At 65.6% G+C, this 15,401-nt stretch carries 10 protein-coding genes; 4 read left to right on the top strand and 6 right to left on the bottom strand.

The genetic code is table 11. The features are described 5' to 3' along the window. Positions 1-4: 4 nt before the first annotated feature. Entirely contained in the window at positions 5-2,983 is a 2,979-nt protein-coding gene (locus F9Z44_RS19170; RefSeq protein ID WP_236574193.1) for a sensor domain-containing protein, read from the bottom strand. Positions 2,984-3,223: 240 nt separating this feature from the next. On the opposite strand from F9Z44_RS19170, the gene F9Z44_RS19165 reads away from it, so the two are divergent. After that, positions 3,224-3,529 (top strand): RNA recognition motif domain-containing protein, encoded by a 306-nt coding sequence (locus F9Z44_RS19165; RefSeq protein ID WP_159608288.1) that lies wholly within the window; start codon positions 3,224-3,226, stop codon positions 3,527-3,529. A 118-nt stretch (positions 3,530-3,647) separates the two neighbouring features. Further along, on the top strand, positions 3,648-5,459 hold the full coding sequence (locus F9Z44_RS19160) for a carboxyl transferase domain-containing protein (protein WP_442907299.1): 1,812 nt from the start codon (positions 3,648-3,650) through the stop codon (positions 5,457-5,459). Between the two features lie 6 nt (positions 5,460-5,465). Here F9Z44_RS19160 and F9Z44_RS19155 read toward each other — a convergent pair whose 3' ends face one another. Genes F9Z44_RS19155 through F9Z44_RS19145 form a run of 3 tightly spaced genes read right to left on the bottom strand, consistent with a single transcriptional unit; the run spans position 5,466 to position 11,358 of the window. Further along, positions 5,466-5,951, bottom strand: a complete 486-nt coding sequence (locus F9Z44_RS19155) for a response regulator (protein ID WP_159608286.1) — start codon at positions 5,949-5,951, stop codon at positions 5,466-5,468. Beyond that, positions 5,948-9,805, bottom strand: coding sequence for a PAS domain-containing sensor histidine kinase (locus tag F9Z44_RS19150; RefSeq protein ID WP_159608285.1), 3,858 nt, complete (start codon positions 9,803-9,805; stop codon positions 5,948-5,950). The genes F9Z44_RS19155 and F9Z44_RS19150 overlap by 4 nt, the downstream gene beginning before the upstream one ends. Positions 9,806-9,855: 50 nt before the next feature. Beyond that, complete coding sequence (locus tag F9Z44_RS19145) at positions 9,856-11,358, bottom strand: FAD-linked oxidase C-terminal domain-containing protein (RefSeq protein ID WP_159608284.1); 1,503 nt, start codon at positions 11,356-11,358, stop codon at positions 9,856-9,858. Between the two features lie 172 nt (positions 11,359-11,530). Between F9Z44_RS19145 and F9Z44_RS19140 the strand changes: the two genes are divergently transcribed. Next, complete coding sequence (locus F9Z44_RS19140) at positions 11,531-11,953, top strand: Hsp20/alpha crystallin family protein (RefSeq protein ID WP_159608283.1); 423 nt, start codon at positions 11,531-11,533, stop codon at positions 11,951-11,953. A gap of 263 nt (positions 11,954-12,216) precedes the next feature. Here F9Z44_RS19140 and F9Z44_RS19135 read toward each other — a convergent pair whose 3' ends face one another. Next, complete coding sequence (locus F9Z44_RS19135; protein ID WP_159608282.1) at positions 12,217-13,083, bottom strand: LysR substrate-binding domain-containing protein; 867 nt, start codon at positions 13,081-13,083, stop codon at positions 12,217-12,219. Then, positions 13,080-13,928 carry a formyltetrahydrofolate deformylase gene (gene purU / locus F9Z44_RS19130; protein WP_159608281.1) on the bottom strand — a complete coding sequence of 283 codons (849 nt, stop codon included), beginning with the start codon at positions 13,926-13,928 and terminating at the stop codon, positions 13,080-13,082. Before purU ends, F9Z44_RS19135 begins: the two co-directional genes overlap by 4 nt. Positions 13,929-14,051: 123 nt before the next feature. Between purU and F9Z44_RS19125 the strand changes: the two genes are divergently transcribed. Continuing rightward, positions 14,052-15,392 carry an aminotransferase class III-fold pyridoxal phosphate-dependent enzyme gene (locus F9Z44_RS19125; RefSeq protein WP_159608280.1) on the top strand — a complete coding sequence of 447 codons (1,341 nt, stop codon included), beginning with the start codon at positions 14,052-14,054 and terminating at the stop codon, positions 15,390-15,392. Positions 15,393-15,401 lie beyond the last annotated feature (9 nt).

Here is a 15,401-nt window from a genome sequence, read left to right as displayed (position 1 = left end):
GGCATCAGCTCATCACGACCATGCCCGAGGTCGGGTTCTCCAGCATCGCGTCCAGCTCCTCGATGGCCAGCGGTTTGGAGAACAGGTGGCCCTGGAACTGGTCACAACCCTGGTAGGCCAGGAAGTCGCGCTGCTCCTGCGTCTCCACGCCCTCGGCCACCACCTGCAGGCTCAGGCTTTGCGCCAGCGCGATGATGGCGCGCGAGATCGCAGCATCGTTGGGGTCGGTCAGCACATCCGCCACGAAACCCTTGTCGATCTTGAGCTGGTCCAGCGGCAGGCGCTTGAGCACCGAGAGTGACGAGTAGCCCACGCCGAAGTCGTCGAGCGAGAGCGTGACACCCAGTGCCTTGAGCATGCCCATCTTGTCGATGGTGATCTCCATGCGGTCGGCCAGCAGGCTCTCGGTGAGTTCCAGCTTGAGGCGGTGGGGCCGGATGCCGGTGCGCGTGATGGCGGCCATCACCATGTCCACAAAGTCGGGGTGGCGGAACTGGCGCACGCTGACATTGACCGCGATGCTCAGACTGGCGGTCTGCGGGCGGTGCGCCCAGATGGCGAGCTGCTCGCAGGCGGTCTCCAGCACCCACTGACCCAGCGGCAGGATCAGGCCCGTGTCTTCGGCCACCGGGATGAACTCGGCTGGCCAGGTGAGCCCGCGCACGGGGTGGTTCCAGCGCACCAGTGCTTCCACGCCGGTGACCACCCCCACCCGGTCCACCTGCGGCTGGTAGTGCAGGATGAACTGTTCCTCACGCAGCCCGATGCGCAGGTCTGAGCTCACCGTGGCATTGATGCTGACCGTGGCCTGCATGTCGGGATCAAAGAAACACAGCGTGTTGCGCCCCATCGACTTGGCCTGGTACATGGCCAGGTCCGCCTGCTTGAGCAATTCGCCCACATCGCTTTGATTGCCGTCGAACGAGGTCACGCCGATGCTGGGTGTGGCGAAGTGCTGGTGGCCGTTGAGCTGAAAAGGCTCACGCAAGGTCTTGAGGACTTTTTCACCCAGCGCGCGCGCCTTGTAGGCTGCCGCTTCGGCGTCGGTGCTCAGGTCGTCGACCATCACCACGAACTCGTCACCGCCCAGGCGAGCCACCATGTCGCTCTTGCGCACGCTCTGCGTCAGGCGCGTGGCCACCTTCTGCAGCAACTGGTCACCCATGTGGTGGCCCAGCGTGTCATTGAGGATCTTGAAGTTGTCCAGGTCGATGAACATCAACGCACCGAACTGTCCGGTGCGCGCGCTGGCGGCCAGCGCCTGCTGCAGCCGGTCCAGCAGCAACTGGCGGTTGGGCAGGTCGGTCAGCGCGTCGTAGAACGCCAGGTGGCGGATCATGTCTTCGGCTGTCTTGCGCTGCGTGATGTCCCGGCCCACGGCCACCCAGTGCGTCACCTCTTCGGCCGTTGCCTGCACCGTCACCACTTCCAGCTCGATCCAGAACAGCGCGCCGTTCTTGCGCCGCACCATCAGCTCGGTGCGGGCCTGCTGGTTGTGCTGGAGACTGGCAACCAGGGTGTTGAGGTGGTTCATGGCCGGGTCCAGCTCCAGCAGGATGCGCGGCGTCTGACCGATGACTTCGGCGCGCGTGTACCCGGTCTGCTGCTGAAACGCGTCGTTGACGAAGACGATGCGCGGCTCCTGGCTGCCGGCGCCTGTTTCCGCGATCGCCACGATGTCGTTGAGCCGGGACACGCTGGTCTCCAGCAGCATCAGTTGCTCTTGCGAGCGCCTGCGCTCGGTCACGTCGCGGAAATACACCGCCAGGCCCTCGGCAAACGGATACGCCCGCACTTCCATCCACTTGCCCAGCGTGGGGAAAAATTCTTCCAGCTCCACCCGGCGGTTGGTGTTGAGCGATCGGGTGAGCTTGTCCTTGAGCCGCTCGGCCAGAGCGCCGCTGAAATCGTGCCAGACCTCCTGGCCCAGCAGGTCGGCGGTGGTCTTCTGCAGCAGACGCTCACTTTCCTGGTTCAAGTAGGTGAAGCAGCACTGGCGGTCCAGCGTGACAAAGGCTTCCGTGATGCTGGCCAGCGTGGTGGTCAGGCGCATCGCCAGGCGCAGCGTGTCCTGCTGGGCCTGCTTCTGCGCCGAGATGTCCTGGATCGCCCCCTGGATGCGAACGATCTCGCCATCAATGCCACGCACGGCGGAGCTGACGGTGCGCACCCACTTCGACACCCCCCCTTCCACCATGATCTGGATCTCTTCGTCAAAGCCCTCGCCGGTTTGCGCACAGCGCTCCAGCCGTTGGCGAATGCCGCTGCGCCATTCCGGGTTGTAGCGCTGCACCATCGTGTCCAGCGAAGTGACCTGCCGGTGATCTGTCAGTCCCAGGATGCTGGCGAACTCATCGGAGTGCACCAGTTCGCCGCTGTCCAGCTGCATGGACCAGCTGCCCGCGCCCGCGGTGTGCTCCGTGAGGTTCAGGCGGCTCTCGCTTTCCCGCACGATCTGGACATTGCGCAACTCGCCTTGCTCGCAGCGCAGCGCCAGCGTCACCATGTCCACGGCGTGGGCCGCCAGCTCCTGCAGGGCCGGTTCGCTGGTGTCGCATGGATGCAGAGGCACGCTGTTGATGAGCAGCAAGGCCGATGCGGCGCTTGCGCCAGCGGCTGAAAGTGGCCACCAGTGAAGGTTGTTCAGGGGTTTGAGGGCCGCCCAGGCTTCCAGGGCTGCCCCGGCCGGGTGGTTGGCCAGAGCCGTCAGGCGGCATTCCTGGGCACCCTCATCGAACAGCGCTGCAACGGCCTGTGGTGCGCCTGCGATGGCCGACGGCGCGAGCCCGTGAGACCCCATCACCCGAGGCGGCCACTGTGTGGTGTCGAAGAGCACCACAGCGGACACACCCGCCGCACGGGCAGCCCAGCTGGCCAGTCGATCAAATCCCCCGCGTTGTGGGAACGCCCCAGGGTCATTCGCCGGCGTCGTTTCGGCCGCGTTGTTGGTGGCGGAGGTGGGAGCTGGGGAAGCGGGTCGCATCGGGAACTTCCGGTGGTGGTGTGGCCTGAGAATACAGAAGTGTTGTCATCGCAATGGCGCAGACTTGTGCTCCCATCACAGACTGTGTGTGACGTAGCGCACAGCGGACCCCGCAGCTCGGCCAAGTTGTAACAAAACTGTTAGTTTTCGTGGCAACTGGGCTACCATTCACGCCTGCCAACGCCTTGGACCTTGGCTCAGGGTACAACCGCAACGACAGAAACGAACTTGGAGTCGATTGTGAGCACACTTGCAGAACTCAGACAACACAGCGATGTGCCGAGCTTGAAGTCGGCGCTGCACCAGTTGTGCAGCGAATTCGGACGCATCACGCGGCTGGACATCCTGACCGCAATGCACGAAGGCACGAAGCAGGCCATTTGTTTCCTGCGCATGGAGCGCCCCGAGCAGGAGCAGCAGCTCATGAAAAGCCTGGGTGTGGGTCGTTTCGGTGGCGAGGTGGTGTTCGTCCTCAACCTCAACACCCCGGTTTCGGCCAACGACTTCGGTCCTTCGTCCCAGTGGGCTGATTCCGACATCTATTGATCCCCCGCTGCTGTCCCCCGTCACAGGCCCTCTTCAGGGCCTGTTTGCATGGTGGGTACCTGTCGCGTCATCGACCGTTGCCGCGGGTGACGCAGCGCAGAATCCCGCCATGAATTTCTTGCACTCACCCCTGCAGGCACGGATCGTTCAATGGCTCGTGGCACCGGGTGACACCGTGCGGCGCGGTGACGTGCTGGTGGTGCTCGAAGCCATGAAGATGGAGCATGAACTGCGTGCCGGGTCCGATGCGCGGGTGCTGGAGCTGATGTTCGGACCCGACGAGCCGGTGCAGCTGAACGACGTGTTGCTGCGCGCCGAACCGTTGGCAACGAGCCCCGCCGTGGTGGCCGAGGCGTCCATCCGTCCGACCGCGCAGGGATTGGTGCGCCCCGACCTGCAGGCGATGCTGGACCGCGATGCGCTCGCGCAAGATGCGGCGCGGCCCGACGCTGTGGCGCGTCGCCACGCACTGGGTCTGCGCACAGCGCGCGAGAACATCGCCGATCTGTGCGACGAGGACAGCTTCATCGAGTACGGAGCCCTGGCGGTGGCCGCGCAGCGCGCTCGCCGAAGCGCTGAAGATCTGGTGGCCAACACGCCGGCCGACGGCATGGTCACGGGCATCGGGTCGGTCAACGCAGCGCAGGTCGGTCCGCAGCGATCGCGCACCGTTGTGATGGCCTACGACGCCACCGTGCTGGCCGGCACCCAGGGCATGCGCAACCACCAGAAGACCGACCGCATGCTGGGCATTGCGTTGAGTCAGAAACTGCCGGTGGTGCTGTTCGCCGAGGGTGGTGGCGGCCGACCGGGCGACACCGACATGCCCATCGTGGCGGGCCTGCACGTGGGTACGTTTGCCTCATTCGCCCGCCTGTCCGGCCAGGTGCCGGTGATCGGCATCGCGGCGGGACGGTGCTTCGCGGGCAATGCCGCGCTGCTGGGCTGCAGCGACGTGATCATCGCCACGCGCGGCAGCAACATCGGCATGGGTGGACCCGCCATGGTGGAGGGCGGCGGGCTGGGCAGTTTTCGGCCCGAAGAGATCGGGCCGAGCGATATCCAGCACGCCAACGGTGTGATCGATGTGCTGGTGGACGACGAGGCTCAGGCGGTGGTGGCGGCGCGGCACTGCCTGTCGTTTTTCCAGGGGCACCTGCCCGATTGGGTTGCGCCAGATGCGCTGGCCCTGCGCGATGCCGTACCCGAGAACCGCCTGCGTGCCTACGACACCCAGACCGTGATGCGGGGACTGGTCGACGAGGGCAGCTTGCTGGCGTTGCGCACCGGTTTTGGCGTGGGCATTCACACCGCGCTGGCGCGCATCGAGGGGCGCGCCGTGGGCTTGATGGCCAACAACCCGCTGCACCTGGGGGGTGCGATCGACGTGGACGCGGCCGACAAGGCCGCGCGCTTCATGCAGTTGTGCAACGCGCACGGTCTGCCGATCGTGAGCCTGGTCGACACGCCGGGCTTCATGGTGGGGCCGGCCATGGAGGCTCGGGCACAGGTGCGCCATGTGAGCCGGCTGTTCGTGGTGGCGGCTCAGTTGCGCGTGCCCTGCTTCAGTGTGGTGCTGCGCAAGGGCTATGGCCTGGGCGCGATGGGCATGACAGCCGGCGGGTTCCACGCACCGATGTTCACCGTGGCCTGGCCCACCGGTGAATTTGGCGCCATGGGGCTGGAAGGTGCGGTGCGACTGGGCTACCGCAAGGAGTTGCAGGCTGCGGCTGAAGGCGCCGAGCGCGATGCGCTGTACGAGCGCCTGGTGGCGGAGCAGTATGCGAAGGGATCGGCCGAGCAGATGGCCACCACGCTGGAGATTGACGCCGTGATCGATCCGGCGCAAACACGCTCGTGGCTGGTGCGGGGGCTGGCCGGCGCGAAGCTCGGCGAGCCGACAGCCAGCCGGTTCATCGATACCTGGTGAACCGGTTCAGATGAGGTCGCCGAAGCCGGTGTTGCGAACCGTCGCATTGACGGTCTGTGGCGCGGTCTGGTTGATGTTGATCCAGAACTCGCACACGTGCTTCATGGCACTGAGGAACTGGGAGAACTCGGTCGGCTTGGCGATGTAGGCGTTGGTGCCGGCGTCGTAGGCGCGCAGCAGGTCGCTGGGCTCGGTGGACGAGGTGAGCACCACCACCGGGATGTTGTGCAGCAGGTCGCTGCCCTTGATTTCCTTGAGCACACCGATACCGTCGAGCAGCGGCATTTTCAGGTCGAGCAGCACGAGCACGGGATTGCTGCCGGCGCGGTTGCTGAAGCCGTTGCGGCGGTGCAGGTAGTCCAGCGCCTGCATGCCGTCGGAGACGTGGGTGACCCTTCCGTCCAGACCATGGCGCGAGAGCGCCAGTTTGGTCAGCTCGGCATCGTCGGGGTTGTCTTCGACCAGGAGGATGGCGTCGGCGTTTTTGCTCATGATTCCAGGGGGGCAGGCATCGAATCCAGGGGGGAGTCGGAAAAACCAGGGCCCTCAAAAGGGAGGGAGAAGTAAAAGACGCTGCCGACACCGAGCTCGCTTTCGGCCCAGATGCTGCCGCTGTGCCGCTCGATGATGCGCCGTGTGAGCGCCAGCCCGATGCCCGTGCCCTCAAACTCCGAGGCGCGGTGCAGTCTCTGAAACACGCCAAACAGCTTCTGCGCGTATTTTGTGTCGAAACCCACACCATTGTCACGGACAAAGAAGGTGTAGCCCACGACCGGGTCGACGCTCCAGCCCACCTCGATGCGCGATCGTTCACGTGGGCGGCTGTATTTGTAGGCGTTGCCCAACAGGTTGGCCCACACCTCTCGCAGCAGCAAGGCGTCGCCCTGTACCACCGGCAGGTCGGGGGCGACCACCCAGTCGACAATGCGCCCCTCGGTGTCGTGCCCGATCTGGGCCACCACCGCTTCCACAAGCAGCTGAAAATCCACCGGCGTCACGTTGACCGCGGCCCGACCCAGGCGGGAGAACGCCAGCAGGCCGTCAATGAGCTGGCTCATGTGGCGGGCGGAGTTGCCGATGGTGTTGAGGTAACGCGCGCTCACCTCGTCGCACTGGCTGCCCATGTGTTCTTCGAGCAGGCTCACGAAGCTGGAGATGTGGCGCAGGGGCGAACGCAGGTCGTGCGACACCGAATACGAGAAGGATTCCAGATCCTTGTTGGCCGCCAGCAGCTGTTCGGTGCGCTCGACCACGCGGTTCTCCAGCTCGTCGTTGATGTTGCGCATCAGGTCGTCGAGTCGCTTGGCGTCGGTCATGTCGCGGTTGATCTTGGCAAAGCCGCGCAACTCGCCACTGTCGTCTCGCAGCGCGATCAGCACCGAGTGCGACCAATACTGAGTGCCGTCCTTGCGGGTGTGCCAGTTGTGCAGTTCGTGCTGACCCCGCGAGGCCGCCAGGCGCAGCATCTGGTCTGCCCGGGTCCGCCCGTGCTCGGGGTTGGCGGGGTCGAACAGCACGCCGTAATGCCGGCCCAGCATCTGCGTGGGCGAGTGGCCGTCCATGCGCTGGGCGCTGTCGGTCCAGTCGGTGATGAGTCCGTCGGCGTCCATGAAGAAGATGCAGTAGTCGCGCAGGTTGTCCACCATCAGGCGGAAACGCTGCTCGGCTTCCAGCAACTCGGTCGAGCGTTCGCGGATGCGCTCCTCCAGCTCTTCATTGAGGTTGCTCACCCGCTCTTCAATGAGCTTGCTCGCGGTGATGTCGATGATCTGGACAAACAGGCCCTTCACCATGCCGTCCTGCACATCGGGCAGGTAGCGTGAGCTGACGAAGATGTGTTTGCCATCGACCGTGGGGCGCCACGCGGTGAAGTTCTGCTCCTGGCCCGCCAGCGTGGCTTCCATGCGGGGTTTGATCTCGGCCCAGAGCTCGGGCCGCACGCAATGGCTGATGTGCTGACCCAGGATGAGCGCCGGGTCCATGCCATAGACGCGCAGGTGTTCTGCGTTGGCAAACCGAAAGCGCAGCCCGGCGTCCAGGTAGGCGATGAGGCCGGGCACATGGTCGGTGATGGTCTGCAGGAATCGCTGGTTGTCGCGCAGTGAGGTCTCGGCTGCCTTGCGGTGGGTGATGTCCACCACCGTGGTGTTGCTGCGCAGGAAGCGCCCCTCGCTGTCGCGCACCGCCGACGAGGACAGCAGCGCATCAAAGGTGCTGCCATCGCGCCGGCGCATCTGGTACTCGACCCCTTCCAGCGCATCGTCCTTGAGGATCTTGCGCATGCGGGCTTCGAGCAGCGCCACGTCCGCTGCCGGGATCACCTCGCGAAAGCCCATCTTGCCCACCACCTCGTCGCGGCTGTAGCCCAGCCAGCCCAGCTCGGTGTCGTTGATCGACACGAAGATGCCCCGGATGTCGAGTGAGTGGTAGCCACAAGGCGCCTGGTTGTAGAGGGCCTGCGCCTGGCTCAGGGCCTGGTTGAGCTGGCAGTTGGCCTGGGTGACCAGATCTTCCGACGCCTTGCGCTCGGTGATGTCCATCATCTGGACGAAGAGCCCGACCACCTCGCCGTCTTGCCAGTAGGGCGTGTAGTTGATGCTGGCGTAGAACACCGTGCCATCCGGGAACACGCGCTCACCCTCGAACTGCTGTGCCACACCCGCCAACGCCCCCTGCCGGCGCGCGTGCGTGGCCTCCAGGTCTTGTGGCCTGGCAATCTGGCTCATGTGCAGGCCTGCCAGCTTCTCGGGCGAACCATCCACCCAGCGGGCATAGCTGGCGTTGGCAAAGCGGCAGATCAGGTCGCGATCGAAATAAGCCAGTTGCACCGGTACGCTGCTGGTGATGGTTTGCAGGAAGTTGCGCTGCGTCGCCAGCGCCACCTCGGCCGCCTTGCGCTCGGTGATGTCCACCAGCGTGTTGTTCGTGCGCAGGAAGCGGCCCTGCTCGTCCAGCACCGCGGTGGTGTTGAGCAGGCCAATGAAGGTGGAGCCGTCGCGCCGCAGCATGCCTATCTCGGCGGCCTCCAGCGTCTCGCCGCGCACCAGGCGCTGCAGGCGTTCCAGCACCGTGGGGAGGTAAGCGGGTTGCACGTGGTCGCGAAAGTGCTTCTTGCCCACCACCTCGCTGCGGTTCTCGTAGCCCAGCCAGTTGAGTTCGGTCTGGTTGATCAGCACGTAGGTGCCGGTGGCATCCACCGAGTGGTAGCCACAAGGCGCCTGGTTGTAGGCAATCTGGGCCTCGCGCAAGGCCGACTGAACCCGGTCCTTGGCCTCGGCCAGCTCTTCGGTGCGCAGCTGCACGGCGCTTTCCAGCTCTGCGTTGAAGCGCTGGATGCTCTCCTGTTGCAGGTGCTGCTCGGTGATGTCGCGTGAGACCGCCAGCAGCATCACCGGTTGGCCGCTGGCATCGCAGATCGGCGTGACCATGGTGTCCCACCACTTGGGCGTGCCCTTGAACGTGGGGCCATAGGCCACGAATCTCGAACCCTCGCCGCGGCTCGCCGAAGCCACCGCGTCCAGCGCGAGTTGAACGCCGTCATCGGGCCACCATTCGGCCCATGCGCCCATGCGAACCTGCTCGAAGTCGTCCACTTCCACCAGTCGGCAACCTTGCGCCGTCATCTGCACCACACGGCCTTCGAGATCCAGCACCTTGGTGCAGTCTGGGCTGCTGGCGATGATCTGGCGGTTGAGCTCATCCTTGATGCGGGCTTCGGCCTCCAGCACGCGCATGGGCGTGATGTCCTGGATGAAGCCGAGCTGGCTGGTCACGTTTCCGTGTTCGTCGCGCAAGGGCGAATTGCGCGCCAGCACATGCACCAACTCGTTGCCTGGCCGGACCAGCCGGAACTCCAAGCTCAGGCTCTCGCCAGTGGCGATCCCTCGTATCCAGTGTTCCTGCACCCGCGGCAAATCGTCGGGATGCACGCGGTCGAGCCAGCCGAAGTTGGGGAAGTCGTGTTTGTCGAGCGCAAAAATCTGCTGCAGCCGGGCATCCACATGGGTCAGCACACCGGCCTGGTCGGTGCGGAAGATGCCGATCGGGAACGCGCTGCCCAGCGCGGCGAAGAGCGCCTCGTATTCGAGCTGCGCGGCCGCCACGGGCGAACCTTTGTCTGCGTCGAGCGCCAGCTCGAGCGACAGTGGCAGATCGGCGTGAAAACTCAGATCGGAGCCTTCATGCAGGCTGCCGCCCATGTGCTGGGCGTAGTTGCGGCGCAGGTGCAGGTTCTCCGCCTTGAGCGTCTCGATCTCCAGCAACAGCGCCCGTTCGCGAGCCGAAACCGTGGCTTCAGATCGGTTCGCATCCAGACGGCTGTCTTTCGGAGGGAAGAGAGCGCTCATTCGGCCAACTGTACCCCAGGGGGCACCCCGTCGAATGTGATATTTGACCCTCAGAACCGGGGCAGGTCGGGGTGCGCCAGACGTCCGCCGCGCACCAGCATTTTTCCGTATTCAGCACAACGTTGCAGCGTGGGAATCACCTTGCCCGGATTCAGTAGCGATTTGGTATCAAAAGCCCGCTTGACGCTGAACATCTGCTCGTTCTCCTCGGGCGAGAACTGCACACACATGCTGTTGAGCTTCTCCACGCCCACGCCGTGCTCGCCCGTGACCGTGCCGCCCATGGCCACGCTGGTCTCCAGGATGTCGGCGCCGAAGAGTTCGCAGCGGTGCAGCTGGTCGGCGTCATTCGCATCGAACAGGATCAGCGGGTGCAGGTTGCCGTCGCCGGCGTGGAACACGTTGGCGCAGCGCAGACCGTACTTTTTCTCCATCTCGGCGATGGCCAGCAGGATGTCGGCCAGGCGCTTGCGCGGGATGGTCGAGTCCATGCACATGTAGTCGGGGCTGATGCGCCCGCTGGCCGGAAACGCGTTCTTGCGCCCGCTCCAGAAGCGCAGGCGCTCGGCCTCGTTCTGGCTCACCGCGATCGCGGTGGCACCGCAGCCGCGCAGCACTGCGCTCATGCGGCCGATTTCTTCTTCCACCTCTTCGGGCGTGCCGTCGCTCTCGCAGAGCAGGATGGCCTCGGCGTCGAGGTCGTAGCCCGCGTGCACGAAGTCCTCCACCGCGGCCGTCATGGGTTTGTCCATCATCTCCAGCCCGGCCGGGATGATGCCGGCGGCAATGACGGAGGCCACCGCGTCGCCGGCTTTGCGGATGTCGTCGAAGCTGGCCATGATGCAGCGCGCCAGCAGGGGCTTGGGCACCAGTTTCACGGTGACTTCTGTGGTCACGGCCAGCATGCCCTCGCTGCCGATGACCAGCGAGAGCAGGTCAAAGCCGGGCACGTCCAGCGCCTCGCCGCCGAAGGTGACGGGCTCGCCTTCAACAGTGAAGCCGCGCACCTGCAGCACGTTGTGCACCGTCAGCCCGTACTTGAGGCAGTGCACGCCGCCGGAGTTCTCGGCCACGTTGCCGCCGATGGTGCAGGCGATCTGGCTGCTCGGGTCGGGCGCGTAGTACAGGCCGTGTGGCGCGGCGGCCTCCGAGATGGCGAGGTTGCGCACGCCGGCCTGCACCACCGCCGTGCGCGATCGCGGGTCGATCTTCAGGATGCGGTTGAACTTGGCCAGCGACATCGTGACCCCCAGGGCGTGCGGCATGGCCCCCCCCGAGAGACCCGTGCCCGCGCCGCGCGCCACCACCGGCACATCGAGCACGTGACAGGCCTTGAGCACGGCGGCCACCTGGGCTTCGGTTTCGGGCAGCACCACCACCAGTGGGCGCTCGCGGTAGGCGGTCAGTCCGTCGCATTCGTAGGGCACGGTGTCTTCCGCCTGCCAGAGCAGGGCGTGGGCTGGCACGACGGCCTGCAGGGCGCGCACCACCTCGGCCTGTCGCGCGGCGCGCTGGAGCTGGGTGGCCTGGGCGGGGGAGGCGGGTGCGTTCATGGCAGGCTCGAAATGGATTGCAAGGTGGCCAGTTCAGTTTAGGACAACGCCCCGTCCATGGTTTGAAGAAACTTGCAGCCCCCTTGAAATTTCCCGCGTGCAGCTTCAACTGAGGAGCACCGAAAGGCGCCCTCGGGCGCAACTGTTCAACCCCTTTTCTGGAGCACTTGCCATGAACCGTTTGATTGCCCGCAACCACCTGTTCGACGACTTCTTCAAGGATGTCGCCCCTGGCTTTTACGTCAAACCCCTGCACGGCGAGCCGCTGCCAGCGCAAATCAAGATCGATGTGAAGGAAACGCCCGAGGCTTATGCGGTGGAAGCCGAGGTGCCTGGTGTGTCGCGCGAAGACATACACGTCACGATCGACGGCCCGGTGGTCACACTGCGCGCCGAGATCCGCCAGCAGGACAGCCAGTCCGAAGGCGAAAAGCTGTTGCGCAGCGAACGCTTCTACGGCGCTGTGTCGCGCAGCTTTCAGTTGCCGCAGGACATCGACAACGCGACGTCGAAGGCGAAATACGAGAACGGTGTGCTGCAGCTGACGCTGCCGAAAAAGCTGCCCACCGCCGGCCAACGCCTGACGATCGAGTGACTGTGCCCCCACGCTCCGCCGCTGCGCGGGTCGCTGCCCCCCGGGGGGCTGATCCGGCTTGGGGCGGCCCGGCGCCGGAGGTTCATGCCCCCACGCTCCGCCGCTGCGCGGGTCGCTGCCCCCCGGGGGGGGCTGATCCGGCTTGGGGCGGCCCGGCGCCGGAGGTTCATGCCCCCACGCTCCGCCGCTGCGCGGGTCGCTGCCCCCCCGGGGGGGCTGATCCGGCTTGGGGCGGCCCGGCGCCGGATCGTCAGCTTTGACGGTCAGCTCACAGCCTTTTTGAGCCACTCTGCGAACGCCGCGCACTCCCAGCGGTCCATGGTGCCGGTGCGCCAGCACAGGTAGTGCGCGTGCGGGCTGGGCACGTGGCGGCTGTAGAGCGGCACCAACGTGCCGTGCTCCAGCCAGGGCGCGGCGAGTTTGAGCCGCACCAGGGCCACGCCCATGCCGGCGGCGGCGCCGTCGCACATGAGGCCGATGTCGTTGAACTGCGAACCCTCGTTGGGTTCGGGCCAGTCGAGGTCGTGCGCGGCGAACCAGGTGCGCCAAGGCTCCAGCGGGCTGCGCAGCAGCGGCACACCGTCGAGGTCCTGTGTGCTCTCGAACGGACCGTGTTCGCGCACGAAGGCGGGTGAGGCCAGCGGCGTCACTTCGTCCTTCATCAGGCAGACGTGTTCCACGTCGGCATAACGCCCGGTGCCGAAACGCACGGTGAGGTCGGCGTCCTCGGCCACCACGTCCAGCAGCGGAATGCTCACCTGCAGCGTGAGGTCGATCTCGGGGTAGGCGTCATTGAACTGCTTGAGGCGCGGCAGCAGCACCGAGCGCGCAAAGGTGGGCGTGACCGCGACGCGCAGCTTGCGCCGTCCCGGCGTGGCGGCGTTGCTCGGAAACTTCTGCAACGTGGCCAGACCGTCGCGCACGTGGGCAAGGTATTCGCTGCCTTCGGTGGTGAGCGAAAAATCGGCTCGCCCGAACAGCTTGGTGCCCAGGATCTGCTCCAGTTGCTTGATGCGGTGGCTCACCGCGCTGGGTGTCACATTGAGTTCATCCGCCGTCTGCGTGACGCTGCGCAGGCGCGCCAGCGCCTCGAAGGTGAGCAGGCACTGAATCGGCGGAATCCGGATCATTTGAAGACGACGGTCTTGTGTCCGTTCAGCAGCACGCGGTGTTCGCTGTGCCACTTCACCGCTCGCGCCAGCACCTGGCTTTCGGTGTCGCGGCCGCGCGCGGTGAGGTCTTCCACCGTGTCGGTGTGGTCCACGCGGGCCACGTCCTGTTCGATGATCGGGCCCTCGTCGAGGTCGGCCGTGACGTAATGGGCGGTGGCGCCGATCAGCTTCACGCCGCGGTCGTGTGCCTGGTAGTAGGGCTTGGCGCCCTTGAAGCTGGGCAGGAAGCTGTGGTGGATGTTGATGGCCTTGCCCGCGAGTTCGCGGCACAGGTCGTTGCTGAGCACCTGCATGTAGCGCGCGAGCACCACCAGTTCGGCGCCTTCGCTGCGGATGACCTCAAGCTGTTTCGCCTCGGCCTGCGCTTTGGTGGCGGCCGTCACCGGGATGTGGTGAAACGGCACGTTGTAGCTGGCCGCGAGTTGGTAGAACTCGCGGTGGTTGCTGATGATGGCGCGGATGTCCAGCGCCAGCAGGCCGCTCTTCCAGCGGAACATCAGGTCGTTGAGGCAGTGGCCTTCCTTGCTGACAAAGATCACGGCGCGCACCGGCTCGGCCAGCGGATGCAGGCTCCAGCGCATGCCGAAGGGCTCGGCGAAGAGTTTCAGGCGCAGCAGCAGGTCGTCTTGCGTGAGCTGGCTGCAGGCGAACTGCACCCGCATGAAGAACAGGCCGGTGTCGTGGTCGTTGTACTGCGCGGCTTCTTCGATGTTGCCGCCATGCTCGAACAAAAAGCCGGAGACGGCGTGCACGATGCCGGGGCGGTCCTGGCAGGAGAGGGTGAGGACGTGGGTGTGGTTCATGGCGGGCCGATTGTCGCAGCAAGGGCGCCGGTGGGCCTGCGCAGCGCCCTGGCAGTGGAGCCACCGGCGTGTGGGTGCCGGTGCCACAATTCCGGCTCCTCATCTGTGCCGGAGTCTCCCCCCATGGCCTACAACGACCTTCGCATGGACAACCAGTGGTTGCCCTTCACCCCCAACCGCAGCTTTGCCAAGGACCCGCGCATCTTCGTGGCGGCCGACGGCATGCACTTCACCACGCACGACGGCCGCCAGGTGATTGATGGCATCTCCAGCCTGTGGTGCGTGGGCGCCGGCCACAACCGCAAGCCCATCAACGAGGCGATCAAGAAGCAGCTCGACACGCTCGACTACAGCACCGCCTTCAGCGTGAGCAACGACAAGGCCTTCCGCGCCGCCGAGATGATCGCCGCCCTGGCCCCCGGCGACCTGAACAAGGTGCTGTTCTGCAACTCGGGCAGTGAGGCGGCCGACACCTCGATGAAGGTGGCGCTGGCCTACCACCGCGCGCGCGGCGAGGGCCACCGCAACGTCTTCATCGGCCGCGAGCGCGGCTACCACGGCGTGGGCTTCGGTGGCATGTCGGTCGGTGGCATTCCGGCCAACCGCAAGGTCTACGGCACCAGCCTGCTGCCGCGCGTGGACCACCTGCGCTTCATTCACGACCCGGTGAAACATGCCTATGTGCACAACACCGAACCGGTGTGGGACGAGGACCTGCTGCTGGAGCTGGAAAACCGCATCCTGCCGCTGCACGACCCGAGCAACGTGGCTGCCGTGATCGTGGAGCCGGTGGCCGGCAGCGCGGGCTGGTATGTGCCGCCGCAGGGCTACCTGAAACGGCTGCGCGAGATCTGCGACAAACACGGCATCCTGCTGATCTTCGACGAGGTCATCACCGGCTTCGGCCGTCTGGGCACGGCCTTCGCGTCGGACTACTACGGTGTGCAGCCCGACATGCTGAACTTCGCCAAGGCCGTGACCAACGGCGTGTTCCCGCTCGGTGGCGTGGTCTGCACCGACCGCATCTATGAAGCCATGATGGGCGCGCACGGCAGCGCACCAGAGCACGCCATCGAGTTCTTCCACGGCTACACCTACTCGGGCCACCCGGTGGCGTGTGCTGCTGCCATCGCCACCCTCGATCTGTTCCGCGAAGAGCATCTGTTCGAGCGCGCCGGCGCGATGGGCCCGGTGCTGGGCGATGCGATGCACGCCGCGCTCAAGGGCCTGCCCAATGTGATCGGCATCCGCAGCCTGGGCTTGGCGGCAGCGGTGGAACTTGCTCCCATCGCCGGTCTGCCGGGCAAGCGCGCGTTTGACGTGTTCATGGACTGCTACCACCGCGGCGTGCTGGTGCGCAACGCGGGCGAGAACCTGGTGTTCGCGCCGCCCTTCATTGTGGAGAAATCCCAGATCGAGACGATGGTCGGCACCTTGGCCGACGCCGTGAAAAGAGCCGCCTGAGTTCGCGCT

The organism is Hydrogenophaga sp. PBL-H3, assembly GCF_010104355.1.
Taxonomy (GTDB): Bacteria; Pseudomonadota; Gammaproteobacteria; order Burkholderiales; family Burkholderiaceae_C; genus Hydrogenophaga.
The sequence above is the reverse complement of the archived record's forward strand: the minus strand, read 5'-3'. Positions and strand labels throughout refer to the sequence as shown.